We start from the raw sequence: 23957 nt of genomic DNA on the forward strand, positions 1-23957 counted from the left end.
TGCTGGTGGCATCGTGGGCGAGAATTGATCCGATGGTCGCGTCGGGGAGGTAAGGCGGATGTCCTGTGTGGTGACCGGCGGGGGACGCGGGGTCGGGCGGGGCATCGTGGAGCGGTTGCTCGCCGACGGTGGAACGGTCGTGGTGATCGAGCGTGATCCGGGCGCGTTGTCCTGGGTGGAGGAGCATGCCCGCGCCGATCAACTCGCGGCGGTGGTCGGTGACGCCGGTGACGAGGGCGTCGCCGGGCGGGCCGCGGACCTGGCGGAGCGCTTCGGCCGGCTCACCGGTTGGGTGAACAACGCCGCCGTGTTCCGCGACGCCTCGGTGCACGACGCGCCGGTCGGCGAGGTCGTCGACCTGATCACCCGTAACCTGCGCCCCGCGGTGGTCGGTGCCGCGACCGCGGTGCGCCGCTTCCTCGCCGCCGGCACCCCTGGCGTCGTGGTGAACATCTCGTCCCACCAGGCGAGCCGGCCGGTGCCGGGCTGCCTGCCGTACGCCACGGCGAAGGCGGCGGTGGAGGGGCTGACCCGTGCGCTGGCCGTCGAGTACGGCCGGCACGGCATCCGGGCCAACGCGATCGCCCTCGGTTCGGTGGCCACCGAACGGCACGAGGCTTTTCTCACCGAGGCCGAGCCGGACCAGGCGCGGCGGATCGAGGCGGAGCTTGCCCGGCTGCACCCGGTGGGCCGGATCGGGCAGCCGCAGGACGTGGCGGAGGCGGTGGCGTACCTGCTCTCGCCGGCGGCCGGCTTCGTCAACGGGGTGATCCTGCCGGTCGACGGCGGGCGCGCCATCCTCGGTCTGGACCCGCAGGCGCGCACCGACTGAACCGGCGCGGCGGGGAACCGCGCGGCACGTGTCGGCTCTGCCGCGTGGCCGGTTCCGGCGAGGGCTCGGTGACGACGGGCGGCGGGCCGGCAAGCGGCGGTCATAGCAGAACCGGTACATGATCAGGGCGATGTCCACAGAGCCTCCCGCTGTCCACAGGCCGACCGGCGCGGCGCGCTCGTCCGGGCCTGGCCGCCCTAACCTCGCGCCGTGTCGAAGGACGAGGACGAGGAGTTGGTGGTCCGGCGGCGTCTGTGGCAACTGATGCCCGGCGCGCTGGACCTGGCGGCGGAGGCCGCCGTACCGCCGATGTCAGGCGGCGACCGAATGCAGGCCCTCGCCGGGTGGCCTCCGCCCGTCGGGCGGCCGCCGCCTGTGGACCTGCCCCCGTCCGTCGAACTGCCTCCGCTCGGCGGGGCGTCGCGGCCGGTCACGGAGTGGCCGACCGTGCTGCTGCCGGTCCAGGCCGCCGACCGGGTCGCTGACACTGGTCCGGTTCGCGGTGGCGGGCCGGCTTGGGCTGATGGTCCGGTTCGCGGTGGCGGGCCGGCTTGGGCTGATGGTCCGGTTCGGGTCAGCGACGAGGGACCGCTCGACGTCGGGCAGGGGCGGACGGTCGCCGAGGCGTCGCCGAAGCCCCTTCCCGGGCCGGGTGCCTTCGATCCGGGGCGGCGGGGAGTGCGGGCGCTCGCCGCCGTCGCCGTCCTGGTGGTGCTGGTCGCGGCCATCTGGGCCTGGCAGTCCCGCCCCGAGGTGGAGCCGGTCGTCGCCGAGACCGGCGCCGCCGTGACGCCGGACCCGTCCGTCGAGGCCGGCGACGAGCCGGCAAAGCCGGAGACGGAGTCGACCGGTGAGTTGGTGGTCGCCGTCGCCGGCAAGGTCCGACGGCCCGGGCTGGTGCGGTTGGCGGCCGGCGCACGGGTGGCCGACGCCCTGCACGCCGCCGGAGGCGCGTTGCCCGGGGTGGACGTGGCGATGCTCAATCCGGCTCGCCGGATCAGCGACGGCGAGTTGATCCTGGTCGGTGTACCGGCACCTTCGGGCGCGGCGGTGGGTTCCGGGTCCGGAGCCGGCCCGGCACCGGGTGGCGGGCCGGGCACGGGCGGGCGGGTCAACCTGAACACCGCGACGTCGGCACAGCTCGAAACCCTGCCCGGGGTGGGGCCGGTGCTCGCCCAGCGGATCATCGAGTATCGCGATCAGCACGGCGGCTTCCGGTCCGTCGGCGAGCTGCGCCAGGTGACCGGGATCGGCGATGCCCGGTACGAGCAGCTCAAGGACCTGGTGACGGTGTGAGGGCGTCGGCTGCCCCGGTCGCGCCGCCGGCCGGCCTCCCCGGTGTGGCGACCGGCCGGGCCGCACCCGATCTCCGCCTGGCAGGGCTGGCGGTGGCGGCCTGGCTCACCGCGTTGGTGGGGCTGCATCTCGATGCCCGGCGGACGCTGCTGCTGGCCGCCGTCGCGGTCGGTCTCGCCGGGGTGGCGACACTGCATCTGCTCGGCTTCGTCGGGCGACCCGGCCCGACCGTGCGCCGCCACGGCTGGGTCGCGGTGGCGATCCTGCTCGGCGTGGTCTGCGGCGGGGCGGCCACCTCGGCGCGGCTGACCGTTCGGGACGTGGGCCCGCTGCGTGCCCTGGTGGACGAACGGGCCCGGGTCACCGCCGAACTGGTCGTCCGCGACGATCCCAGGCCGGTGCGCGGCGGCATCGTGGGTCGTCCACCGACCCTGCTGGTGCCGGCCAGACTGGTGACTCTGACCGGGCCGCAGGGCCAGCGGCTCGCCGTACCGGCGCGGGTGCTGGTGCTGGCCGATGATGCGGCTTGGCGAGGGCTGCTGCCCGGGCAACGGCTCACCGCGGAGGGACGCCTGGCCGAGCCGCGCGGCGGCGACCTCACCGGGGCGGTCCTGATGGCCGTCGGCGCACCGGTTCGACGGGATTCCCCCTCGGTGTTGCAACGCGCGGCCGGCCGACTCCGCGCCGGACTCCAGCAGGCGTGCGCACCCTTGCCGGACAATCCCGGTGGCCTGCTGCCCGGCCTGGTCGTCGGGGACACCAGCCGGCTGCCCGACACGGTGGAGGAGGATTTCCAGGCCACCGGAATGACCCACTTGAATGCTGTGTCCGGATCGAATGTCGCGATAGTGGTGGGCGCGGTGCTGCTGCTGGCCCGCTGGGCCCGAGCTGGTCCCACCCTCGCCGTCGGCCTCTGCGGGCCGGCCCTGGTGGGCTTCGTCATCCTGGTTCGGCCGTCGCCGAGCGTGGTACGCGCAGCCACCATGGGCGCTGTCGGGCTCGCCGCGCTGGCCGTCGGCCGACCCCGGGCGGCGGTGCCGGCGCTCGCTGCCGCCGTGGCGGTGCTGGTGTTGGTCGACCCGGATCTGGCCGGCGACGCCGGCTTCGCGCTGTCCGTGCTGGCCACCGGCGGGCTGCTGCTGCTCGCACCGGGTTGGCGGGACGGTCTGCGTCGGCGGGGCGTACCGCCGGGTGCGGCCGAGGCGCTCGCGGTGCCGGCCGCCGCGCAACTCGCCTGTTCGCCGGTGATCGCCGGGCTGACGGGCACGGTCAGCCTGGTCGCGGTGCCGGCGAACCTGCTCGCGGTGCCGGCGATCGCTCCGGCGACGGTGCTCGGCGTGGCGTCGGCGATCGTCTCGCCGATCTGGCCGGACGGCGCGGAGGCTCTGGCCTGGCTGGCCCACTGGCCGGCCTGGTGGCTGGTGCTGGTCGCCCGTCACGGCGCCCGGCTGCCGGCTGGCAACCTGCCCTGGCCCGGCGGGGTGTCCGGGGGGCTGCTGCTGGCGATGCTGACCGTGGCGTTGCTGGTCGCCTCCCGACGGCCACTGGTACGCCGCCTGGTGGTGGTCTGCCTCGTCGCGGTCGTGCTGGGTGCCCTGCCGGTGCGGGTGATCGCGCCGGGTTGGCCGCCGGCTGGTTGGGTCGTCACGTCCTGTGCGGTGGGTCAGGGCGACGCGGTGCTGCTGCCGGTGGCGGCGGGCCGGGCGGTCGTGGTGGACACCGGCCCGGATCCGGCGGCGGCGGACGCCTGCCTGCGCCGGCTCGGCGTACGTCGGGTGTCGCTGCTGGTGGTCAGTCACTTCCACCTGGACCATACCGGCGGGGTGGCCGGGATCTTCCGGGGAAGGCAGGTGGACACCGTGTTGGTTCCGCAGTGGCCGGAGCCGGTGGCCGGTCGGGACCTGGTGCGCAGCACCGCAGCGGCACACGGCACGCCAGTGGTCGCCGCACCGACGGGCTGGCGCTACCGGGCCGGTGCGGTCGATCTGACCGTGCTCGGCCCGCCGTATCCGATGCGCGGAACCCGCTCGGACCCGAACAACAACTCACTGGTGGCGCTCGTCACGGTCGACCGGGTACGGGTCCTGCTGACCGGCGACGCCGAGGTCGAGGAGCAGCGTGCGCTGCGGGAGCGGCTGCCGCCGGACGGGCTGCGGGCCGACGTGCTGAAGGTCGCCCACCACGGCAGCGCGTACCAGGATCCGGCCTTTCTGGACGCGGTGCGGCCGGCGGTGGCGCTGGTGTCGGTCGGCGCGGAGAACAGCTACGGCCATCCCAACGAGGCGGTGCTGGCCCGGCTGGCCCGGGGTGGGGCGCGGGTGCTGCGTACCGACGTCGGAGGTGACGTGGCGGTGGTGCGGTCGCCCCGAGGGCTGGCGGTGGTGAGCGCTGGCGTCGACCGGGTCCGTCCACCGTGATGGGTCAACGGCGATATGACGTTAAAAGTCGCAGATAGGGTGTATGTCTGGATTTGCGCTGAGTGCGGGGTCTGCCGGCAGAGTAATGACGAGCAGGCTGGACCGAACGGCCGCGCGTGCGAATATGGGCGGCGTGACCGCCGCCAGTGCCGCTCCTATTGTGCTCGTCCTCGGCGACGAGGAGCTGCTCGCCACGCGCGCGGTGACCGAAACCGTTGCCGCCGCCCGTGCCGCCGACCCCGCCGTCGACGTGCGCGAATACCAGGCCAGTCAGCTCACCGTCGGTGAGATCGACGAGATGCTGAGTCCGTCGCTGTTCGGCGGGCGTCGCGTGCTGGTGCTCCGCTCCGGTCAGGACGCCCGCAAGGATCTGGTCGCCGCCCTGGTGGCGTACGCGAAGAACCCCGACCCGGAGGTGCAACTCGTGGTGGCGCACCTCGGGGGCGCGAAGGGCAAGGCGTTCGCCGACGGCCTGAAGTCGGCCGGTGCGCGGGTCGTGCCGGCCGCGAAGCTCAAGGGCCACCGCGACCGGGTGGCCTTCGTCCGTGACGAGATCCGTCGGGCCGGCGGACGGTGCGCCGACGACGCCGCCGAGGCGCTGATCGCCGCCGTCGGCAACGACCTGCGTGAACTCGCGGCAGCCTGTTCGCAACTCATCGCCGACACCGACGGCCGGATCGGTGCCGACACGGTGGCGCGCTACTACCGGGGCCGGGTGGAGGTCAGCGGGTTCACGGTGGCTGACGCCACGATGGTCGGTGACCTCCCGGGTGCCCTGGAGGCGCTGCGCTGGGCGTTGCACGTGGGAGTGGATCCGGTGCCGATCGCCGACGCCCTCGCCGACGGCATCCGTACGGTCGCCCGGGTCGCCTCGGCCGGCCGGGGCAGTCCGTACCAACTGGCCAGCAGCCTCGGCATGCCGCCGTGGAAGGTCGAAAGGGCCCAACGGCAGGCCCGAGGCTGGACCCCGGACGGGCTGGTCCTGGCCATGCGAGCGGCGGCCGACTGCAACGCGGCGGTCAAGGGTGGCTCCGACGACCGGGCGTACGCGCTGGAGAGGGCGGTCTTCTCGGTGGCGGCCGCTCGGCAGGGCGGCGCCAGGTGAGCGGAGCCCTCCGTGGCTCGTGGGCCACGATCCCGGCCGACGAGGAGCGGTACCGTCCGTTCTACGCGCGGGTGCTCGGTCTGCGGTTCGTGAATCCGGGTGGGGTGCTCTGCTTCATCTTCTTCGAGGGGACGATCGCGCTGGCGGCGCTGCTCGCGCTCGCCGAACTGGTGACCTGGTGGGCGCTGCTCGTGCTGCCCGCCACGGTGGCCGTGATGGTCAAGCTCAACGACCTGGTGGCCGCCGCGGTGGTGCGCTCCGCCGCGGCCGTACCCGAGCAGGAGCGTGACCGGTTCCGCCAGCAGATGGAGCCGGTGGTCGGACGCGCCCGGGTCGACTGGCTGCGGCACAGCGTGCCCGGCGTCGTGGTGCGGTCCGAACCGGCGGAGGTGGTACGCCCTGGCGCGGCGCGGCCGACTCCGCGTGCCGTCGGCGGCCGGTCCGACCGGGTTCCGGACGGCACGGGCCGGGGTGCAGCGGCGGCGGGGCGCGGCGGGGAGGCCGCGCAACGGAGTGACGTCGGGACTCGGCCGGAAACCACCGAACCCGGTTCCTGAGTAGGGCGCCCGGTCGGGCCGGAAGCGGATCAACGCCGGGCTGATGGACGTGCGGAAGCCCCGGGGCACCGCCCCGGGGCTTCCGTCAGGTCTGATCGCTGGCTCAGGCGGCGAGCGACGCGACGCGCTTGGCGATCGCGGACTTACGGTTCGCAGCCTGGTTGCCGTGGATGACGCCCTTGCTGGCCGCCTTGTCCAGCTTGCGCGAGGCGTCCTGCATGAGGGCGGTGGCCTGCTCGACGTCACCGGCCTCAGCGGCCTCGTGGAACTTGCGGATGGCGGTCTTCAGCGACGACTTGACCGACTTGTTACGCAGCCGGCGCTTTTCGTTCTGCCGGTTGCGCTTGATCTGGGACTTGATGTTCGCCACGCGACAGCCTCGTCTTGATAGCTCGGGTTGGTCAGCTTGTGCGCGCGACGAGCATGCGTCATCGCTGCGCGAAGAGCCAGGTTACCAGGTCCAGTTCCGACGGACCAAAACAGCCTCCCACCCACCCCACCCCCCCCAACACCCCACCCCCCACCCACCCAGGTTGATCATGAGGTTAGCGGCAATCGTTGATCTTCAAACTGCCGCCAACCTCATGATCAACCGGGGTGGGGGTGGGGTGGGGGGCGGGGGGTGGGGTGGGGTTAGGTCCAGTTTTGGCGGTGGGATAGCCAGGCGAGGGCCTGCTCGCCGGTCCAGCGGTGGTGTGCGGGCAGGTGGGTGGACGCGGTCGGTGGTGGCGACGTCGAGGCGGTGAGGTGGTAGCCGGCCAGGGCGGCCAGCGCGACGTCCAGCGCGTCGTCGGGCGCGCCGGCCGCGGCCGGGTGGGCGGCGAAGAGCGAATCGACGTCCAGCCCGTCGGCGTACCCGGTGATCAGCAGGGTGACCAGGTCGAACCAGGCCGGCCCCTGGCACAGCCACGACCAGTCGCAGAACCACGCCGCGCCGGCGGTGTCGATCAGCACGTTGTCGACCCGCAGGTCGCCGTGGGTCAGCCCGGTCGCGGCGGCGTATCCGGGCAGGCGCGACTCCAGGGTGACCAGTTCGGCCAGCCGTCCCCGGGCCGGTGCGGGCAGTGGCGGCACGGCTTCCCGACCGGCGGCGACCTCGCCCCACCAGAGGATGTCGTCGCGGGCCAGGTCGGCGAGGCGGGGCAGGCCGAGGGCGGTCAACTCGGCCGGTGGATCGGCGAGCGCCGCGGCGACGTCGGCGAAGGCGGTGAGGGTGGCGCTCAGTTCGACCTGATCCCAGGGCAGCCGAGGAGTGTGACCGTCGACGGCGTCGAGGCACAGGACGTACCAGCCCGCCTCCCACAGCGTCCAGTGCGGGCGGGGCACCGGCAGCCCGGCCGGCAGCCGGTGCAGGATCGCGGCCTCCCGGGCGTACCAGTCGACCAGGTGTGGCTGCTCGGCGTGCGGCGCGGCCTTGACGAACGCGCGGCGCCCGTCGACGGTGCGCAGCAGCGCGGCGAACCCCCGGGTGAAGCCGGCACCGGCGGTCGTGACCTGGACCACCTGAGCGCCCAGCCGGGTGGCCACCGCGGCCCGTAGCCGCGCCGGCAGGGCCGACCATTCGGGCCGCTGCGCGGTCGCGTGGTATGCGGGTGGGGAGGCAGAACTCACCGGACCATGCTGCCCGGTGGCCGGTGAGGCGGCGACCTCCGGCGCGGATCCGGGCACCCGGGGCGGCGTCTGCCAGACTGGCGGGCCATGAGGACCGACGACTTCTGGCAGCTGATCGACCGCGCCCGCACCGGCGGGGGAGAGCCGGACGCCATCGCCGCCCGGGCCCTCGCGCTGCTCGCCGCCCGCGACCCCGAGGAGATCGCCGGGTACGCCCACCACCAGCAGCGGGTCCTCGCCGCGTCCTACCGGGTCGACCTGTGGGGCGCCGCGTACCTGATCAACGGCGGTGCCTCCGACGACGGGTTCGAGTATTTCCGGGGTTGGCTGATGACCCAGGGACGGGAGGTGTTCGCCCGGGCGGTCGCTGATCCGGACTCGCTGGCTGAGCTGCCGCAGATCCGGTCCGCCTCGCTCAGCGGCGAGGAGTTCGAGTGCGAGGACATGCTCGCGGTGCCGTGGGACGCGTACCGCAGGGCCACCGCGACCGACCTGCCGGGGGAGCGCGCGCCGACGCCGCAGCCCGACCTGAACGACTTCTGGGACTTCGACGACGAGGAGGAGGCCCGCCGCCGACTGCCCCGGCTCGCCGCCCTCTTCGTCGAGCCGCCGCAGGAGTGACGGACGCCCGGCCGATGCCCGCCGGGGACATGGGAGCATAGAGGGGGCCGGCGCGTGCCGGCCCGCTCACGTCAGCCGACCAGAACGGACCGCTGTGCCACCGAAGCTCGATCCCGGCGCGAACGCTCCTGGTGCCACCGACCCGGGGCGGATCAGGAACTTCTGCATCATCGCCCACATCGACCACGGAAAGTCGACCCTGGCCGACCGGATGTTGCAGCTCACCGGCGTGGTCGACCCGCGGCAGATGCGCGCTCAGTACCTCGACCGGATGGACATCGAGCGCGAGCGTGGCATCACCATCAAGAGCCAGGCGGTCCGGATGCCGTGGACCGTCGCCGAGGGCGAGCGGGCCGGCGAGCAGGCCGTGCTCAACATGATCGACACGCCTGGTCACGTCGACTTCACCTACGAGGTGTCCCGGTCGTTGGCGGCCTGCGAGGGTGCGATCCTGTTGGTCGATGCGGCCCAGGGCATCGAGGCGCAGACGCTGGCGAACCTCTATCTCGCGCTCGAGAACGACCTGCACGTCATCCCGGTGCTCAACAAGATCGACCTGCCGGCGGCCCAGCCGGAGAAGTACGCCGAGGAACTGGCGCACCTGATCGGCGGCGACCCGTCGGACTGCATCAGGGTCTCCGGCAAGACCGGTGAGGGAGTGCCGTACCTGCTCGACGAGATCGTCCGGCAGTTCACCCCGCCGGTCGGCGACGCCGATGCCCCGGCCCGTGCCATGATCTTCGACTCGGTGTACGACGTCTACCGGGGCGTGGTCACCTACGTGCGGGTGGTGGACGGGCGGATCAGCGCCCGGGACCGGATCAAGATGATGTCCACCGGCGCGGTGCACGAACTGCTGGAGATCGGGGTCATCTCGCCGGAGATGGTCAAGGCCGACGCGCTCGGCGTCGGTGAGGTCGGCTACCTGATCACCGGGGTGAAGGACGTCCGGCAGTCCCGGGTCGGTGACACGGTCACCATCAACGGACGGCCGGCGGCCGAGGCGCTGGGTGGTTACAAGGACCCGAAGCCGATGGTCTACTCCGGCCTGTATCCGATCGACGGGTCGGACTACCCCGCGCTGCGGGACGCGCTGGACAAGCTCAAGCTCAACGACGCCGCGTTGACCTACGAGCCGGAGACCTCCGGTGCGCTCGGGTTCGGTTTCCGTTGCGGCTTCCTCGGCCTGCTGCATCTGGAGATCATCCGCGAGCGGTTGGAGCGGGAGTTCAACCTCGACCTCATCTCGACCGCGCCGAACGTGGTCTACCGGGCCATCCAGGAGGACGGCGACGAGGTCGTGGTCACCAACCCCAGCGAGTATCCGACCGGAAAGATCGCCGAGGTGTACGAGCCGACCGTGCGGGCCACGGTGCTCACCCCCAACGACTATGTCGGTGCGGTGATGGAGCTGTGTCAGGGCCGGCGCGGCAGCCTCCTGGGCATGGACTACCTCTCCGCCGACCGGGTGGAGTTGCGTTACACGCTGCCCCTCGCTGAGATCATCTTCGACTTCTTCGACCAGTTGAAGAGCCGTACGAAGGGCTACGCGTCGCTGGACTACGAGCCCTCCGGCGAGCAGGCGTCCGACCTGGTCAAGGTCGACATCCTGCTGCACGGCGAACCGGTGGACGCGTTCAGCGCCATCGTGCACAAGGAGAAGGCGTACGCCTACGGCACCACCATCGCGGCGAAGCTGCGCAACCTCATCCCGCGCCAGCAGTTCGAGGTGCCGATCCAGGCGGCCATCGGCAGCCGGGTGATCGCCCGGGAGACGATCCGCGCCATCCGCAAGGACGTGCTCGCCAAGTGCTACGGCGGTGACATCAGCCGTAAGCGCAAGCTGCTGGAGAAGCAGAAGGAGGGCAAGAAGCGGATGAAGATGGTGGGCCGGGTGGAGGTCCCACAGGAAGCGTTCATCGCCGCGCTCTCCTCCGACTCCGACGGCAAGGCGAGCGGCAAGAAGTGATGGCTTTCGCCGGCTGACGGCGTGCCGGGCGGTTCGGCCGCCCGTCGGCCCTCGGGAGGCGCATCCCTTGTGACGGGCGTTCGGCCAGCCGGCCGGGCGCCCGTCTGCGTGGCGCGATCTTTCGGGGTGGGCGCGACCTCTCGGTCAGAAAAGCCGGTTTGGGATCTTCCATGGTCGGGCATTAGACGGTCACCACAGGAACACTACAAACGTTGAACGTCTTTTGTGAAGGAGAGCGACCATGGAGTTCACCGTTTGGGGCATCATCACCGCCCTGATCGTTGGTCTGATCGTCGGTGCGCTTGGCCGACTGGTGGTGCCGGGCAAGCAGAACATGCCGATCTGGCTGCACATGCTCATCGGTGTCGGTGCGGCGCTGCTCGGCACCGTTATCGCCCGTGCGTCCGGCTTCGCCGAGACCTCCGGTATCGACTGGCGGGAGCTGATGCTCCAGGTGCTGCTGGCCGCCGTCGCGGTGGCGCTGGTCGCCGGGGTGGGTCGCAACCGTCGGGGTGTCACCCACCGGTAACAGCTGAACCGTCGAAAGGCGCCCGACCGTCGAGGTCGGGCGCCTTTCGCATTCGTACGCCCGATTATCGTGCCCGTGCCGCGACCGACCTGACCAGCGGGCGGCGGCGTGCCGAGGTCGCTCCCGTAGGATGTGATCATGACGGGCAGGGTGGCATCGGTGAACGTCGGCATCGTGACCGAGGCGGCGTGGGCCGGGGACGCGAGCGGACGCAGCGGCATCGACAAGCGGCCGGCCGAGGCGCCGGTGCTCTTCCGCGTCGACGGGGTGGCCGGCGACTTCATCGGTGAACGGACCCACCACGGTGGTCCGGACCAGGCTGTCTACGCGTACGCGGGGGAGGACGCGGCCTGGTGGGAGGCGGACCTCGGGCGCACCATCCGACCCGGCGGCTTCGGCGAGAACCTCACGACGTACGCGGTCGACCTGACCGGCGCGGTGATCGGCGAGCAGTGGGCCGTCGGTGCGGCGCTGCTCCAGGTCACCATGCCGCGTACGCCGTGCACCACCTTTGCCGGCTTCTGGGGCGTACCGGATCTGATCAAGCGGTTCACCGTTCGTGCCACGCCCGGCGCTTACCTGCGGGTGGTGCGCGAGGGTGCGGTGGGCGTCGGCGACCCGATCGAGATCGTGCACCGGCCGGCGCACGGGGTGACCATCGGCGAGGTGTTCCGGGCGCTCACCGTGGATCCGGCGCTGCTGCCCAGGTTGCTGACCGCCGACGAGCTGCCCGAGCCGGTTCGCGGTAAGGCGCGTCGCCGGCTGGGCGAGCCGGCCGGTTGACCGACCGGCAGATCCGTCCCGAGATGACACGACAGGCCCCGTGGCACGTCCAGGCGTGCCACGGGGCCTGTCGTCACGGTCTGGTCAGCGGAGCCAGGGGATGTTGCGGTTGAGCAGACCGCGCTGCTTGAGTTCCTTGCGCAGCGGGATCTCGTCGTCGATGTAGCCGTCCCAGTTGATGCCCCAGTAGTTGGCCGTGTGGGTGCCCTCCCCGAGCAACTGGCGCTGCACCGGCGTGCGGTTGCGGTACCACTCGCCGTCCTTGTCGGGGTGCAGCTCGTCGAGCGGGCGGATCCACCGGTAGGTGTAACCGACGAACAGCATCTTGCGGGTGATGTTCGACAGGTTGGTCGACCGGGAGTGCCACTGGCGGCGGTCGAAGATGAAGGCGTCACCCGGGTTGGCGGTGATCTCGACCGCGCCCTCGGGATCCGGGTTGTGCACGCTCAGGTCCGCCGGGCGCGGCAGCGAGTTCCACAGGTGGCTGCCGGGGATCACCTTCGTCGCGCCCCGTCCATTCTCCGACAGGTCGGAGAGCACGTAGGCGACCTTCAGCGAGAACATCGGCCGGGGCAGGTTCGGGTCCATCGTCTCCGGGTCGGAGTTCTGCCGGTACCCGTCCTGGTGCCAACCCCAGTACGGCTTCTCGGGCTCCAACGCCGGCGGAGTGACGTCGAGGTGGTTGTGGTGGGTGTAGATGTTCCAGCCCGCCAGGCCCCACATGTAGGGGAACGCGATCGGGTGGGTGAGCAGCTCGCCGAAGAGCTCGTCACGCTCAAGGAAACCCAGCAGGTGCAGGGTGCCGTCCTTGGTGGTGTTGCCCTTGGCCTTCTCCTCCTCGTACACCCGGTCGACCGCGGCCTCGAGAGCGGTCCGGTGATCCTCGGTCAGGACGTTGCGCAGCAGGAGAAAACCCTGCTCGTGGAACTCCTTGCGGTCGACGTCACTGATCGGTTCGTAGCCGGTCCGGTCGCCGTAGTCGAACGCCACGTAGTACCCCTCCCCAAGAGGTGAAACCATTTCTGGCACAGGCCGCCGATCGTAACGCGCGTCCGCGCGGCTCGGGGGGCACCCCGCGACCTTTCCACGGGTACGGCGACTGAAGGCGGTTGAACGACTACCACATGTCACCCAACGTGGAGAGCCGCGGCCTTACATACCGCAATGCCGGATCTTGCGGTGACTGCGGGTAAGGAGATCGAGGTCAGTCAGACGTCGGCGTGGACCTCGGCGAAGACCTCCGTGTCACCCCGGTCGCTGTCCGGCAGGCGCTTCCAGTCGCCGCGCTTGGCGGTCCATTCCCGGCCGTCGTAGGTCACCCGCTTCACCCCGTGCTCCTTCGCGTGGGAAACCAGCCAGTGCGTGTACCGCCAGCCGGCCCGCACGCCCTCGGCAGAGGTCGTCATGCTGCCGGCGGGGCTCCGCTCGAAGTCGTTGATCCCCACCTTCAGCAGGGTGGGGTTGCCGTAGCTGTCGACGGCGGAGCTGAAGTAGCCCCTGCCCGTCTGCCGGTCGTCGGAGGTGAAGGCTCTCAGGCCCCAGTCGAGGGCCAGTCCCTCGGTCAGCGCGGCGATGGCGGCGGCACCGCGCAGCACCGGATCGCCGCCCACCGCGCAGGTGACCGCCGTGGTGGCGTGGCCGAGCAGCGCCCGGGTGAGCACCTGCGACTCGTCGGCCCACTTCTCGTACGCCTCCGGGAAGGCCGAGCGCTGCACCTTCTGTGCGGCGTCGGTGATTCGCATGTCCTCCCAGCCGTGCACCTTCTTCAACGCCGCGTAGAACTTCCCCGCCGCGTACCTGGGTTCGCGGATCTGTGTCGGCGTGCCCCAACCCTGGCTCGGTCGCTGCTGGAACAGCCCCACGGAGTCGCGGTCACCACCCGTCAGGTTGCGCAACCCGGACTCCTGGTACGCGGTGGCCAGCGCCACCACCACCGCCCGCTCCGGCATCTCGCGCCGCACGCCGATCGCCGCGATGGTCGCCGCGTTCGCCATCTGCTGCGAGTCGAGCGTCACCTCGCCGTCGGCCTGCACCGTGCAGGCCCGGCCGGCCAACGGCAGCCGGAGCCCCTCACCGGCCTGCCTCAGCACCACGACCACTCCGATCGCGGCGATCAGGACAAGGACCACGAAGCCCGTCGCGACAGCCCGAGTTCGCACCCGCACCTCCTGGGGTCAAGGTCCGCCAAGCGTACGTCCCTCATCGACCCGTTCGGGTCGTCCGACCGGTTCCCACCTCCTGTGGCGGTCACGCGTAACCCGAGGTTCCCCGTCCCGGCCGTACCTCACCCACCAAGTTCCGCCACCCAGCGTGGCGACCGCTTCTCCCGGAAAGCGGTGACCCCCTCGATCCCGTCCGCCGACAGGAAGTACCCGGTGGACAGCTCGGCCAGCTCCGCCAGGTCGGCCCGCAGGTCGGCGGCGGCCGGACGGCGCAGCAGACGCTTCGCGCCGGCCAACGCCGTCGGGGCGCCACGGACCAGCGAGTCGCAGTACCGCCGCACCGCGGCATCCAGCTCCTCGGCCGGCACCGCGGTGGTGACCAGGCCGATCTCGGCGGCCTGCCGGCCGTCGAAGGTGTCGCCGGTCAGGTACAGCTCGGCCGCCGCCCGGGTGGTCAGGCGGGGCAGCACCGTCGCGGAGATCACCGCTGGGATCACCCCGATCCGCACCTCGGTGAAGGCGAACGTGGCCTCGGTCGCGCAGACCGCCAGGTCGGCTGCCGCGATCAGGCCCAGGCCGCCGGCCCGGGCCGGGCCGGCCACCCTCGCCAGCACCGGCTTCGGGCACTCCCAGACCGCCGCGAGCACGTCACCCAGCATCCCGGCGGGCACCGTGCCGCTGGCGTACGCCGCCGCGGTCTCCTTCAGGTCGGCGCCGGAGCAGAAGACCGGCCCGGTGTGGTCGAGCACGATCACCCGGACCGCGTCGTCGGCGACCGCGGCGGCCAGCCCCGCCAGCAGTTCGGTCATCAACGGCGTGGAGAGCGCGTTGCGGTTGTGCGGACTGTCCAACGTGAGCGTGGTCACCCCGTGGGCCGTGGCGACCCGCACGAGCGCGTCGGGAGAGGTCATGCCAGGGCACACTAGTGGCCATGCCCGGCGTCCTTCCAGCAGGCGAGCCCGTCCCCGCCGACGGATCGCTGCCCGCGTCCGCCCGTGCGTCAGTGGGCGCCCGGGGTTTCGGGGTCTACGTGCACGTGCCCTTCTGCGCGAGCCGCTGCGGCTACTGCGACTTCAACACGTACACCGCCGACGAGCTGGGCGGCGGTGCGAGCCGGGAGGGCTTCGCCGACACCGTGCTGGCGGAACTGACGCTCGCCGCCCGGGTGCTCGGCGAGGCCCCACCGGCACGGGTGGAGACGGTCTTCGTCGGCGGCGGCACCCCCACCCTGCTGGCCGCCGACGACCTGGCCCGGATCCTCGACGCGATCGACCGGACCTGGGGGTTGGCCGCCGACGCGGAGGTGACCACCGAGGCCAACCCGGAGTCGGTGACGCCCACCTCGCTGAAGGAGCTGCGTGCCGCCGGGTACACCCGGATCTCGCTGGGCATGCAGTCGGCCGCGCCCGGGGTGCTCGCCGTGCTCGACCGCCGGCACCACGCCGGCCGGGCCACCGCCGCCGCGCTGGAGGCCCGCGACGCCGGCTTCGACCACGTCAATCTCGACCTGATCTACGGGACACCGGGGGAGCGGTCCGAGGACTTCGCCGCCTCGCTGGACCAGGTGATCGCCGCGGGCGTGGACCACGTCAGCGCGTACGCCCTGATCGTGGAGGATGGCACCCGGCTGGCCGCCCGGATGCGCCGGGGCGAACTGCCGTACCCGGACGAGGACGTGGCCGCGGACCGGTACCTGGCCGCCGAGTCCGCCCTCGGCGCCGCCGGCTTCTCCTGGTACGAGGTCTCCAACTGGGCCCGCACGCCGGAGGCGCGCTGCCGGCACAACCTGCTCTACTGGACCGGCGGGAACTGGTGGGGCCTCGGGCCAGGGGCACACAGCCACGTCGGCGGAGTGCGCTGGTGGAACGTCAAACATCCCGCCGCGTACGCGCAACGCCTCGCCGCCGGGGAGTCTCCCGGGCAGGCCCGGGAGGTGCTCACCGGCGGCGAGGCGCACATGGAGGACGTCATGCTCCGGTTGCGGCTGGCCGCCGGCCTGCCGCTGGACGTGCTGACCGACGCCGGTCGGGCGGGTGCGGCCCGGGCGGCGGCCCAGGGGCTGCTCGACCAGCCCGCCCACGCCGCCGGCCGCGCCGTGCTCACCCTGCGCGGCCGGCTGCTCGCCGACGCCGTGGTCCGCGACCTGCTGCCCTGATCCCCGTCGTCAGACCGGCCGGCGCGGTCAGCGCTTCACGAACGCGTACGTCATCGGGTACTGGTAGAGCACACCCTCGTTGGCCTTGACACCGCCGATGATGCCGAAGATCAGCGGCACGATCGCGACGAGGATCGGCACGAAGGACAGGACGAAGCAGGTGATGGTCGCGAGCACCCAGCTCAGCACCCCGGCGACCGCCCAGGTGAGCTGGAAGTTCAGCGCGGCCACCGAGTGCGCCCGGACGATCGGGGACTGCTGCCCGCGGACCATCATCGCGATCAGCGGGGCCACCCAGCCGAAGAGCCCGCCACCGACGACCACGCCGAGCGGGCCGCCGAAGTGGGCGATCAGCACCCAGTTCTTGTCCTCGTTGTTGGCGTAGCCACCGCCAGGAGCGCCGTAACCGCCGGTCGGGTAGCCGACACCGGGGGCTCCCGGTGGGGGCGGGTAACCGCCCGGCGGCGGGTAGCCCCCGGGTGGCGGGTAGCCGGCCGGCGGCGGCTGGTCGCCGGTGGGAGGTGGATAGCCGCCGGGCGGGGGATAGCCGCCCTGGCCAGGCGAACCGGACAGTGGTGTCGTGGGTTCGTCGCCGGACTCCGGGGGACGAGGTGGTTCAGTCATGGAGGTCACGGTAGGTGCCGGCGGCAACGGCGCACCAGAGCGACACCGGCCAGTGTCAACCCGCCGATCGGTTCGATGACGGGCGGGCCGACTTGATCATCGCGCCGAGGGGGACGCCGACGTAGACTGGCACTCGCTACAGTCGAGTGCCAGAGTGTTCCTCTGATGACCGTGACGCTGCGGGCTGACCTGCGACAGGAGGTGGCAAGGATGGTTCTGGACGACCGGAAGCTCGCCGTGCTCCGGGCGATCGTCGAGGACTACGTCGCCACCCAGGAGCCGGTCGGCAGCAAGTCGCTGGTCGAGCGGCACCAACTCGGCGTCTCGCCGGCCACGGTCCGGAACGACATGGCCGTGCTGGAGGAAGAGGGCTACATCCGTCAGCCGCACACCAGCGCGGGGCGGGTGCCCACCGACCGTGGCTACCGACTCTTCGTCGACCGGCTGAGCCGGGTCAAGCCGCTCAGCCCGGCCGAGCGCCGGGCGATCGAGCGCTTCCTGGCTGGCGCCGTCGACCTCGACGATGTGGTGCACCGCACAGTGCGACTGCTGGCGCAGCTGACCCGGCAGGTCGCCGTCGTGCAATACCCCAGCCTGGCCCGGTCCCGGGTGCGTCACCTGGAGCTGGTGCCGATCTCCACCACCCGGCTGATGCTGGTGATGATCGCCGACACCGGCCGGGTCGAGCAGCGGCTGGTGGAGCTGCCCGCACCGGTCCTCGCCGACGACGTGCTGGACCTGCGCCGGCTGGTCAACGAGAAGCTGGTGGGTGTCCGCCTGTCGGAGACCCCGCCGCTGGTGCAGGCCGTCATCGACGACTGCGCGCCGCACCTGCGCCCGGCGATGACCACCCTGTCCACGGTGCTGCTGGAGACGCTCGTCGAACGGCACGAGGAGCGGCTCGCCCTGGCCGGCACCGCCAACCTCGCCCGGGGCGGCCTGCTCGACTTCCAGGGCTCGTTGCGTCCGATCCTCGAAGCACTCGAGGAGGAGGTGGTGCTGCTCAAGCTGATCGGCGAGGTGGAGCCGAGCACCCTGCGGGTGCGCATCGGTGACGAGAACGAGATCGACAACCTGCGGGCGGCCTCAGTGGTCAGCACCGGGTACGGCCCGGGCGTGACGATCGTCGGCGGGATGGGCGTGCTCGGACCGACCCGGATGGACTACCCCGGAACCATCGCCACGGTGAGGGCCGTGGCACGCTACGTGGGCGAGCTGCTGGCCCAGAACTGACAAGTCAGGGCCGACGGCAGGCTGCCGCCGCCGAACGGCGTAACTCCAGACGAACACGAGGACACGGAACGCAGTGGCGAGGGACTACTACGGCATTCTCGGCGTGAGCAAGGGTGCCTCCGATGACGAAATCAAGCGCGCCTACCGCAAGTTGGCGCGCCAGTTCCATCCGGACGTGAATCCGGATCCGGAGGCACAGGAGAAGTTCAAGGACATCAATGCCGCATACGAGGTCCTCTCGGACGATCGGAAACGGCAGATCGTCGACCTGGGCGGGGACCCGCTGGCCCCCGGCGGGGGCGGGCCCGGCGGTCCGGGTGGCCCCGGCGGGGCCGGTCCCTTCGTCGGCTTCCAGGACATCATGGACGCGTTCTTCGGCGGCGCCACGGGCGCCGGGCGAGGCCCGCGTCCGCGCACCCGCCCGGGCGCCGACGCGATCCTGCGCCTGGAGCTGGACCTCCAGGAGACCGCCTTCGGCGTCGAGGCGCCAATCACCGTCGACACCGCCGTGCTCTGCACCACCTGCTCCGGTGCCGGCACCGCCGCCGGCACCCACCTGGCCACCTGCGAGGCGTGCGGTGGCCGGGGCGAGGTGCAGTCGGTGCAGCGCACCTTTCTCGGGCAGGTGGTCTCCGCCCGGCCGTGCACCGTCTGCCAGGGCTACGGCACCACCATCCCGAGCCCCTGCCCGACCTGCGCCGGCGACGGCCGGGTGCGCACCCGCCGTTCGCTGACCGTCAAGATCCCCCCCGGGGTGGAGGACGGCATGCGTATCCGCCTCGCCCAGCAGGGCGAGGTCGGCCCGGGCGGCGGCACCGCCGGGGACCTCTACGTGGAGATCCACGAACGGCCACACGACGTCTTCTCCCGTAAGGGGGACGACCTGCACTGCCGGGTCACCGTGCCGATGACCGCCGCGGCACTCGGCACCCGGCTGACCATCAGTGCGCTCGACAGCGAGGAGCCGGTCGACGTCAAACCGGGCACCCAGCCGGGCAGCACCCTGCGGCTGCGGGCCCGGGGCGTACCGCACCTGCGCGGCGCCGGGCGGGGCGACCTCTACATCCACCTGGACGTGCGTACCCCCACCAAGCTCGACGCCGATCAGGAGCGGATGCTGCGCGATTTCGCCAAGACCCGCGGCGAGGAGGTCGCCGAGCTGACCAAGCAGGGCGGCTTCTTCTCCCGGATGCGCGACGCCTTCAACGGCCACGCCTGACGTGTCCGCCCCGCTGTTCCTGGTCGAGTCGCTGCCCACCAGCGCCTCGATGGTGCTGGACGGCCCCGAGGGCCACCATGCCGCCACCGTGCAGCGGCTACGCGTCGGCGAGCAGGTGCTGCTCGCCGACGGCCGGGGCGGCACGGCCACCGCCGTGGTCACCGCGGTCGGTCGGGGCACCCTCGACCTCGACGTGACCGACCGGGGGTACGTCGACGCGGCGAACCCCCGACTGGTGGTGGTCCAGGGCATCGCCAAGGGCGACCGGGGCGAGCTGGCCGTGCAGGCCATGACCGAGGCGGGCGTGGACGAGATGGTCCCCTGGGCGGCGGGCCGCTCGGTGGTGCAGTGGCGCGGTGACCGGGGCGTACGGGCCCGCAGTCGGTGGGTAGCCACCACCCGGGAGGCGACGAAGCAGGCCCGGCGGGCGTGGCTGCCGGTGGTGGCGGGGGCACCGGACGAGACCACCGCATCGGTGACCCGCCGGATCGCCGGGGCAGCGGGCGGGTACGTGCTGCACGAGGAGGCGACGGACCGGCTGACCACCGTCGAACTGCCGGAGTACGGCGAGATCGTGCTGGTGGTGGGGCCGGAGGGTGGCATCACCCCGGCCGAGTTGTCGGCCTTCCAGGAAGCCGGCGCCCGACCGGTGCGGCTCGGCCCCTCGGTGCTGCGCACCTCCACCGCCGGGGTGGCCGCCCTGGCGGTCCTCGCCACCCGCCTGCTGCGGTGGTGAGCGTCGCGGGAACATCGCCGAGGACCCCTTCCTTACACTGCCCGGATGGGAAGCGACTGTCTGTTCTGCCGCATCGTCGATGGCGAGATTCCGGCCACCGTGGTCCGTGAGACGCCCACCACGCTCGCCTTCCGCGACATCGACCCGAAGGCGCCGGTGCACGTGCTGGTCATTCCGAAGGAGCACTACGCCGACGTGGCCACGCTCGGCCAGGGTGATCCGGGACTGGCCGGCGAGTTGCTGGCCACCGCCGCCGCGGTGGCCGAGGACGAGGGCCTGCTCGGCGACGGGTTCCGGCTGATGTTCAACACCGGGGCGTACGGCGGCCAGGAGGTCTTCCACGTGCACGCCCACGTGCTCGGCGGCGCCCCACTCGGCCCGATGCTGGCCCGGAACCCCGGATGACCTCCGCCGCCAGCCGCACCTCCGCCTCCGATCGTCTGGACCGGATGGTGCGCCAGGTGCAGGTGCAGGCCCGGGTGCCCGCCATCTCGGCGGCGGTGCATCGCGCCGACCGGCCGCTGTGGACGTGCGCCGCCGGCGGCACCGGCAACGCCACCGCCCTGGACGACCAGACCCGGTTCCGGATCGGCTCGGTCACCAAGACGTTCACCGCCGTGCTGGTCATGCAGTGCCGCGACGACGGGCTTCTCGACCTCGACGACCCGCTGCGCCGGCACCTAGACCTGCCGGCGCACGGCGAGCTGACCGTACGCCGGCTGCTGTCGCACACCGCCGGCCTGCAACGGGAACCGTACGGCGACGTCTGGGACACGCTGCGGGCGCCGGACGCCGACCAGCTGATCACCGAGCTGGCCCGGGCCGAGCGGGTGCTGCCGACCGGCCGCCGCTACCACTACTCCAACCTCGGCATGGCACTGCTCGGCCACCTGGTCGGGCAGGTACGCGGCGGCACCTGGGCGGAGGTGCTGACCGAGCGGGTGCTGACCCCGCTCGGGTTGACCGCCACCACCACCGTCCCGGGCCCGCGCGCCGCGACCGGGTACCTGGTCGACGCGTACTCCGACGAGGCGCATCCGGAGCCGCCCACCGACTTCGGCGCGGTGAGTCCCGCCGCGCAGCTGTGGAGCACGGCGACCGACCTGGCCCGGTGGGCTGCCTTTCTGGCCGACCCGGCGGCGTTGGACGCGGCGGGTCGGGTGCTCGCCCCGGCCACGCTGGACGAGATGCGCTGGCCGGTGACGGTCACCGACGAGGCGGTGTGGGCCGGCGGGTTCGGTCTCGGCCTGATCCTGGTGCCCCAGGGTGAGCGGGTGGTGCACGTCGGGCACGACGGGGCGATGCCCGGCTTCCTCGCCGGGGCGTACGGCCGCCGGGGCGGCGAGGGCACCCCGGGGGCGCTCGGCGCCGCCGTGCTGGGCTCCTCCGGCACCGCCGTCGAACTGCTGGAACTGCCGCACCGGCTGCTCGCCGCCGCAGTCGAGCACGATCCGGCCGACATCGATCCGTGGCATCCCGGTGAACCGGCGCCGCCGGACGTGCGCGGGCTGCTCGGCCGCTGGTGGGGCGAGGGCTTCGAGTACGTCTTCTCGTGGCACGAGGGGGCCCTGCGGGCCCGTGGCGCCGGTGACCCGCCGGGCAAGCCACCGGCGGTGTTCGCCCCGGTGCCGGGCCAGCCGGACGTGTTCCGTACCGTCTGCGGCCGGGAGAACGGCGAGCTGCTCCGGTTGACCCGGGACTCCGCCGGCACGGTGGTCCGGATGCACTGGGCCACCTATCGGTTCACCCGCCGCCAGGAGACCTTCGACGGTTTCGACTTCCGCGTCTGAGCGGGCGGTACTTCGGGTGGAATGCCCTGCCCTGTCCGGTCGTGCCGGAGCGTCACAGCGGCGGAAATGGGCAGCGTGCCCCCGCCGTTGAACCGATACGATGGGGGCAACACTCACACGCCGTGCCACGGGCCCGGCACCGAGATCGAGAGCAGGTGGCGCAGGGCCCCTCGGGCCCGACCTATGACCGGCACCCCACCTCCCGGCCCGTCCCGGGTGCAGACCAGGATCACGGTTCCCGATTCGAAGATCATGGTCAACCTGCTCGGCGCGGGTGACGAGATCCTGCGACTGGTCGAACGCTCGGTGAACAGTGACGTGCACGTGCGTGGCAATGAGATCACCATCACCGGCGCTCCCGCCGACAACGCCCTCGCCGAGCGGCTCTTCAGCGAGTTGCTCGAACTCATCGAGAAAGGCGAGACCCTGACCACAGATGCCGTCCGGCGTACCGTCGGCATGCTCGAACAGGGTGGCACGGAGCGTCCCGCCGAGGTCCTGACCCTCAACATCCTCTCCCGGCGCGGGCGCACCATCCGTCCCAAGACGCTCGGTCAGAAGCGCTACGTCGACGCGATCGACGGGCACACCATCGTCTTCGGCATCGGCCCGGCGGGTACCGGCAAGACCTACCTCGCCATGGCCAAGGCGGTGCAGTCGTTGCAGGCCAAGCAGATCAACCGGATCATCCTGACCCGGCCGGCGGTCGAGGCGGGGGAGCGACTCGGTTTCCTGCCCGGCACGCTCAACGAGAAGATCGACCCCTACCTGCGCCCGCTCTACGACGCCCTGCACGACATGCTCGACCCCGAGACCATCCCGAAGCTGATGGCCGCCGGCACGATCGAGGTCGCCCCCCTGGCATACATGAGGGGCCGGGCGCAGCCGTACGACGCCCGCGTACTGACGCCGGAAGGCTTCAAGCGGTTCGGCTCACTCCAGGTCGGTGACCTGGTGATCGGCTCGAACGGCATGCCGACCCCGGTGATCGGGATCTACCCGCAGGGGCCCAAGCAGGTCTACCGGGTGACCACGCAGGACGGGGCCTCCACCCTGTGCTGCGGTGAGCACCTCTGGACCGTGGCCACCCCCGAGGACAAGCGGCGTGGTCGCCGACGCACGCTGGAGACCCAGGAGATGATCGGGCAGGAGCGGCGGGGTCACATCCGCCGCTACGAACTGCCGGTGGTGGCTCCGGTCCGGTTGGAGCCGCAGGACGTGCCGCTCGATCCGTACGTCCTCGGCCTGCTGCTCGGTGACGGGTCGATCTCGTGCCGGACGACGCCGGGGTTCACCACAGCGGATGCCGAACTCGCCCGGGCGATCGAGGACAACCTCGTCGACATCGAGCTGCACCGCAAGAGCGAATACGACTACGTACTCCGGCACACCAAGGGGCACCGAGGCGGAGTGATCGTCGCGGACCCGGTGACGGCCGCGCTCCGCGAGCTGGGTCTGGCCGGGACGAAGTCGGGCACCAAGTTCGTTCCTCCCGTGTATCTCCAGAACAGCGTCGATGTCCGCCTCGCCGTCCTGCAGGGGCTGCTGGACACCGACGGCGGACCGGTCGTCCAGGCGGGACGCACCTGCCGGGTGCAGTACTCGACAACCTCTCCCCGACTGCGTGACGACGTCGTCCACCTGGTGCAGTCGCTCGGTGGGGTGGCCACCTGGCGCGTTCGAGTGGCTGAGGGCCGCACGCCTGGCCTGGCGAACGGCCGACCGGTCGCGTACCGGTCGGACGCATATGTCGTGGAGATCCGCTTGCCGGAGGGCGTACCGCCGTTCCGGCTCTTGCGTAAGCGCCAGCGGTACGCGGAGTGCGGCGGCGGCCGGCCGGAGCGTTTCATCGACTCGATCGTCCCCGCCGGTGTCCAGGAGACGATGTGCATCCAGGTGGCGGCGGAGGATTCGCTGTATGTCACCGATGACTTCCTGGTCACGCACAACACGCTCAATGACGCGTTCATCATTCTTGACGAGGCGCAGAACACCACGCCCGAGCAGATGAAGATGTTCCTCACCCGGCTCGGCTTCGGCTCCAAGATCGTGGTCACCGGCGACGTCACCCAGGTCGACCTGCCCGGTGGGACGACAAGCGGGCTGCGGGTCGTCCGGGACATCCTGGCCGGGGTCGAGGACGTGCACTTCGCGCAGCTGTCCAGTGCCGACGTGGTACGTCACCGGTTGGTGGGGGAGATCGTCGACGCGTACGCGCGGTGGGACGCCGAGAACCAGCAGGCGCAGGGCGTGCACGCGGTGTCCGGGCGCAGCGCCCAGGGCAACCGCGGCGGCCGGCGCCGCTAGACCCGAGGGAA

The 23957-nt window shown here is 71.9% G+C and carries 21 protein-coding genes and 3 pseudogenes; 18 read left to right on the forward strand and 6 right to left on the reverse strand.

From position 1 onward, the window contains the following. Nucleotides 1-58: 58 nt before the first annotated feature. The 5 genes from AC2CHE_RS12005 (at nt 59) to AC2CHE_RS12025 (ending at nt 6207) form a co-directional block, all read left to right on the forward strand. The gene (locus AC2CHE_RS12005; protein ID WP_484504983.1) at nt 59-832 is read left to right on the forward strand and encodes an SDR family NAD(P)-dependent oxidoreductase; all 774 of its coding nucleotides are present in this window, start codon (nt 59-61) and stop codon (nt 830-832) included. A 447-nt stretch (nt 833-1279) separates the two neighbouring features. Next, nucleotides 1280-2128, forward strand: coding sequence for a ComEA family DNA-binding protein (locus AC2CHE_RS12010; RefSeq protein WP_484505028.1), 849 nt, complete (start codon nt 1280-1282; stop codon nt 2126-2128). 44 nt (nt 2129-2172) lie between these two features. Further along, nucleotides 2173-4545: a ComEC/Rec2 family competence protein gene (locus AC2CHE_RS12015; protein ID WP_484505029.1), complete on the forward strand. Its 2373-nt coding sequence runs from the start codon at nt 2173-2175 to the stop codon at nt 4543-4545. Nucleotides 4546-4669: 124 nt separating this feature from the next. Then, nucleotides 4670-5650 carry a DNA polymerase III subunit delta gene (gene holA, locus AC2CHE_RS12020; RefSeq protein ID WP_484504984.1) on the forward strand — a complete coding sequence of 327 codons (981 nt, stop codon included), beginning with the start codon at nt 4670-4672 and terminating at the stop codon, nt 5648-5650. Continuing rightward, a complete protein-coding gene (locus AC2CHE_RS12025; protein ID WP_484504985.1) occupies nt 5647-6207 on the forward strand; it encodes a hypothetical protein in 561 nt (186 codons plus the stop codon). Before holA ends, AC2CHE_RS12025 begins: the two co-directional genes overlap by 4 nt. 103 nt (nt 6208-6310) lie before the next feature. On the opposite strand, the gene rpsT is transcribed toward AC2CHE_RS12025, so the two are convergent. Beyond that, a complete protein-coding gene (gene rpsT, locus AC2CHE_RS12030; RefSeq protein WP_484504986.1) occupies nt 6311-6577 on the reverse strand; it encodes a 30S ribosomal protein S20 in 267 nt (88 codons plus the stop codon). Between the two features lie 263 nt (nt 6578-6840). Continuing rightward, a complete protein-coding gene (locus AC2CHE_RS12035; protein WP_484504987.1) occupies nt 6841-7818 on the reverse strand; it encodes a phosphotransferase family protein in 978 nt (325 codons plus the stop codon). A gap of 87 nt (nt 7819-7905) precedes the next feature. On the opposite strand from AC2CHE_RS12035, the gene AC2CHE_RS12040 reads away from it, so the two are divergent. From AC2CHE_RS12040 to AC2CHE_RS12055, 4 genes are all read left to right on the forward strand, one after another. Next, nucleotides 7906-8439 (forward strand): DUF4240 domain-containing protein, encoded by a 534-nt coding sequence (locus AC2CHE_RS12040; RefSeq protein ID WP_484504988.1) that lies wholly within the window; start codon nt 7906-7908, stop codon nt 8437-8439. A gap of 94 nt (nt 8440-8533) precedes the next feature. Next, a complete protein-coding gene (gene lepA / locus AC2CHE_RS12045; RefSeq protein ID WP_484504989.1) occupies nt 8534-10408 on the forward strand; it encodes a translation elongation factor 4 in 1875 nt (624 codons plus the stop codon). Nucleotides 10409-10649: 241 nt separating this feature from the next. Beyond that, complete coding sequence (locus AC2CHE_RS12050) at nt 10650-10937, forward strand: GlsB/YeaQ/YmgE family stress response membrane protein (RefSeq protein ID WP_484504990.1); 288 nt, start codon at nt 10650-10652, stop codon at nt 10935-10937. A 138-nt stretch (nt 10938-11075) separates the two neighbouring features. Further along, entirely contained in the window at nt 11076-11720 is a 645-nt protein-coding gene (locus tag AC2CHE_RS12055; RefSeq protein WP_484504991.1) for an MOSC domain-containing protein, read from the forward strand. A gap of 84 nt (nt 11721-11804) precedes the next feature. Here AC2CHE_RS12055 and AC2CHE_RS12060 read toward each other — a convergent pair whose 3' ends face one another. From AC2CHE_RS12060 to AC2CHE_RS12070, 3 genes are all read right to left on the reverse strand, one after another. Next, nucleotides 11805-12710 (reverse strand): phytanoyl-CoA dioxygenase family protein, encoded by a 906-nt coding sequence (locus AC2CHE_RS12060; protein WP_484504992.1) that lies wholly within the window; start codon nt 12708-12710, stop codon nt 11805-11807. Nucleotides 12711-12928: 218 nt separating this feature from the next. Continuing rightward, nucleotides 12929-13885 (reverse strand): hypothetical protein, encoded by a 957-nt coding sequence (locus AC2CHE_RS12065; protein WP_484504993.1) that lies wholly within the window; start codon nt 13883-13885, stop codon nt 12929-12931. A gap of 119 nt (nt 13886-14004) precedes the next feature. Next, nucleotides 14005-14793: an enoyl-CoA hydratase-related protein gene (locus tag AC2CHE_RS12070; protein ID WP_484504994.1), complete on the reverse strand. Its 789-nt coding sequence runs from the start codon at nt 14791-14793 to the stop codon at nt 14005-14007. 20 nt (nt 14794-14813) lie between these two features. Between AC2CHE_RS12070 and hemW the strand changes: the two genes are divergently transcribed. Next, nucleotides 14814-16037 carry a radical SAM family heme chaperone HemW gene (hemW, locus tag AC2CHE_RS12075; protein ID WP_484504995.1) on the forward strand — a complete coding sequence of 408 codons (1224 nt, stop codon included), beginning with the start codon at nt 14814-14816 and terminating at the stop codon, nt 16035-16037. 27 nt (nt 16038-16064) lie between these two features. Here hemW and AC2CHE_RS12080 read toward each other — a convergent pair whose 3' ends face one another. Beyond that, complete coding sequence (locus AC2CHE_RS12080; protein WP_484504996.1) at nt 16065-16661, reverse strand: DUF4870 domain-containing protein; 597 nt, start codon at nt 16659-16661, stop codon at nt 16065-16067. 210 nt (nt 16662-16871) lie between these two features. Between AC2CHE_RS12080 and hrcA the strand changes: the two genes are divergently transcribed. The 8 genes and pseudogenes from hrcA to AC2CHE_RS12120 all read left to right on the forward strand — a co-directional run. Continuing rightward, the gene (hrcA, locus tag AC2CHE_RS12085) at nt 16872-17894 is read left to right on the forward strand and encodes a heat-inducible transcriptional repressor HrcA (RefSeq protein WP_484504997.1); all 1023 of its coding nucleotides are present in this window, start codon (nt 16872-16874) and stop codon (nt 17892-17894) included. A 73-nt stretch (nt 17895-17967) separates the two neighbouring features. Then, nucleotides 17968-19113: a molecular chaperone DnaJ gene (gene dnaJ / locus AC2CHE_RS12090; RefSeq protein ID WP_484504998.1), complete on the forward strand. Its 1146-nt coding sequence runs from the start codon at nt 17968-17970 to the stop codon at nt 19111-19113. A 1-nt stretch (nt 19114) separates the two neighbouring features. Next, complete coding sequence (locus tag AC2CHE_RS12095; protein WP_484504999.1) at nt 19115-19849, forward strand: 16S rRNA (uracil(1498)-N(3))-methyltransferase; 735 nt, start codon at nt 19115-19117, stop codon at nt 19847-19849. A 45-nt stretch (nt 19850-19894) separates the two neighbouring features. Beyond that, nucleotides 19895-20254: a histidine triad nucleotide-binding protein gene (locus AC2CHE_RS12100; RefSeq protein WP_484505000.1), complete on the forward strand. Its 360-nt coding sequence runs from the start codon at nt 19895-19897 to the stop codon at nt 20252-20254. Continuing rightward, on the forward strand, nt 20251-21639 hold the full coding sequence (locus AC2CHE_RS12105) for a serine hydrolase domain-containing protein (RefSeq protein ID WP_484505001.1): 1389 nt from the start codon (nt 20251-20253) through the stop codon (nt 21637-21639). The genes AC2CHE_RS12100 and AC2CHE_RS12105 overlap by 4 nt, the downstream gene beginning before the upstream one ends. 183 nt (nt 21640-21822) lie before the next feature. Next, a pseudogene (locus tag AC2CHE_RS12110) lies at nt 21823-22661 on the forward strand (PhoH family protein); the annotation flags it as partial. Nucleotides 22662-22776: 115 nt separating this feature from the next. Then, a pseudogene (locus tag AC2CHE_RS12115) lies at nt 22777-23316 on the forward strand (LAGLIDADG family homing endonuclease); the annotation flags it as partial. A gap of 273 nt (nt 23317-23589) precedes the next feature. Beyond that, nucleotides 23590-23946: pseudogene (locus AC2CHE_RS12120) on the forward strand (PhoH family protein); the annotation flags it as partial. Nucleotides 23947-23957 lie beyond the last annotated feature (11 nt).

Source organism: Micromonospora sp. ATLC16 (genome assembly GCF_057196645.1).

Coding starts and splice junctions, on each gene's coding strand:
- AC2CHE_RS12005 (WP_484504983.1), top strand. CDS start 59: ATGTCCTGTGTGGTGACCGGCGGGGGACGCGGGGTCGGGCGGGGCATC.
- holA (WP_484504984.1), top strand. CDS start 4,670: ATGGGCGGCGTGACCGCCGCCAGTGCCGCTCCTATTGTGCTCGTCCTC.
- AC2CHE_RS12040 (WP_484504988.1), top strand. CDS start 7,906: ATGAGGACCGACGACTTCTGGCAGCTGATCGACCGCGCCCGCACCGGC.
- AC2CHE_RS12050 (WP_484504990.1), top strand. CDS start 10,650: ATGGAGTTCACCGTTTGGGGCATCATCACCGCCCTGATCGTTGGTCTG.
- AC2CHE_RS12055 (WP_484504991.1), top strand. CDS start 11,076: ATGACGGGCAGGGTGGCATCGGTGAACGTCGGCATCGTGACCGAGGCG.
- AC2CHE_RS12070 (WP_484504994.1), bottom strand. CDS start 14,793: ATGACCTCTCCCGACGCGCTCGTGCGGGTCGCCACGGCCCACGGGGTG.
- hemW (WP_484504995.1), top strand. CDS start 14,814: ATGCCCGGCGTCCTTCCAGCAGGCGAGCCCGTCCCCGCCGACGGATCG.
- AC2CHE_RS12080 (WP_484504996.1), bottom strand. CDS start 16,661: ATGACTGAACCACCTCGTCCCCCGGAGTCCGGCGACGAACCCACGACA.
- hrcA (WP_484504997.1), top strand. CDS start 16,872: ATGGTTCTGGACGACCGGAAGCTCGCCGTGCTCCGGGCGATCGTCGAG.
- AC2CHE_RS12100 (WP_484505000.1), top strand. CDS start 19,895: ATGGGAAGCGACTGTCTGTTCTGCCGCATCGTCGATGGCGAGATTCCG.
- AC2CHE_RS12105 (WP_484505001.1), top strand. CDS start 20,251: ATGACCTCCGCCGCCAGCCGCACCTCCGCCTCCGATCGTCTGGACCGG.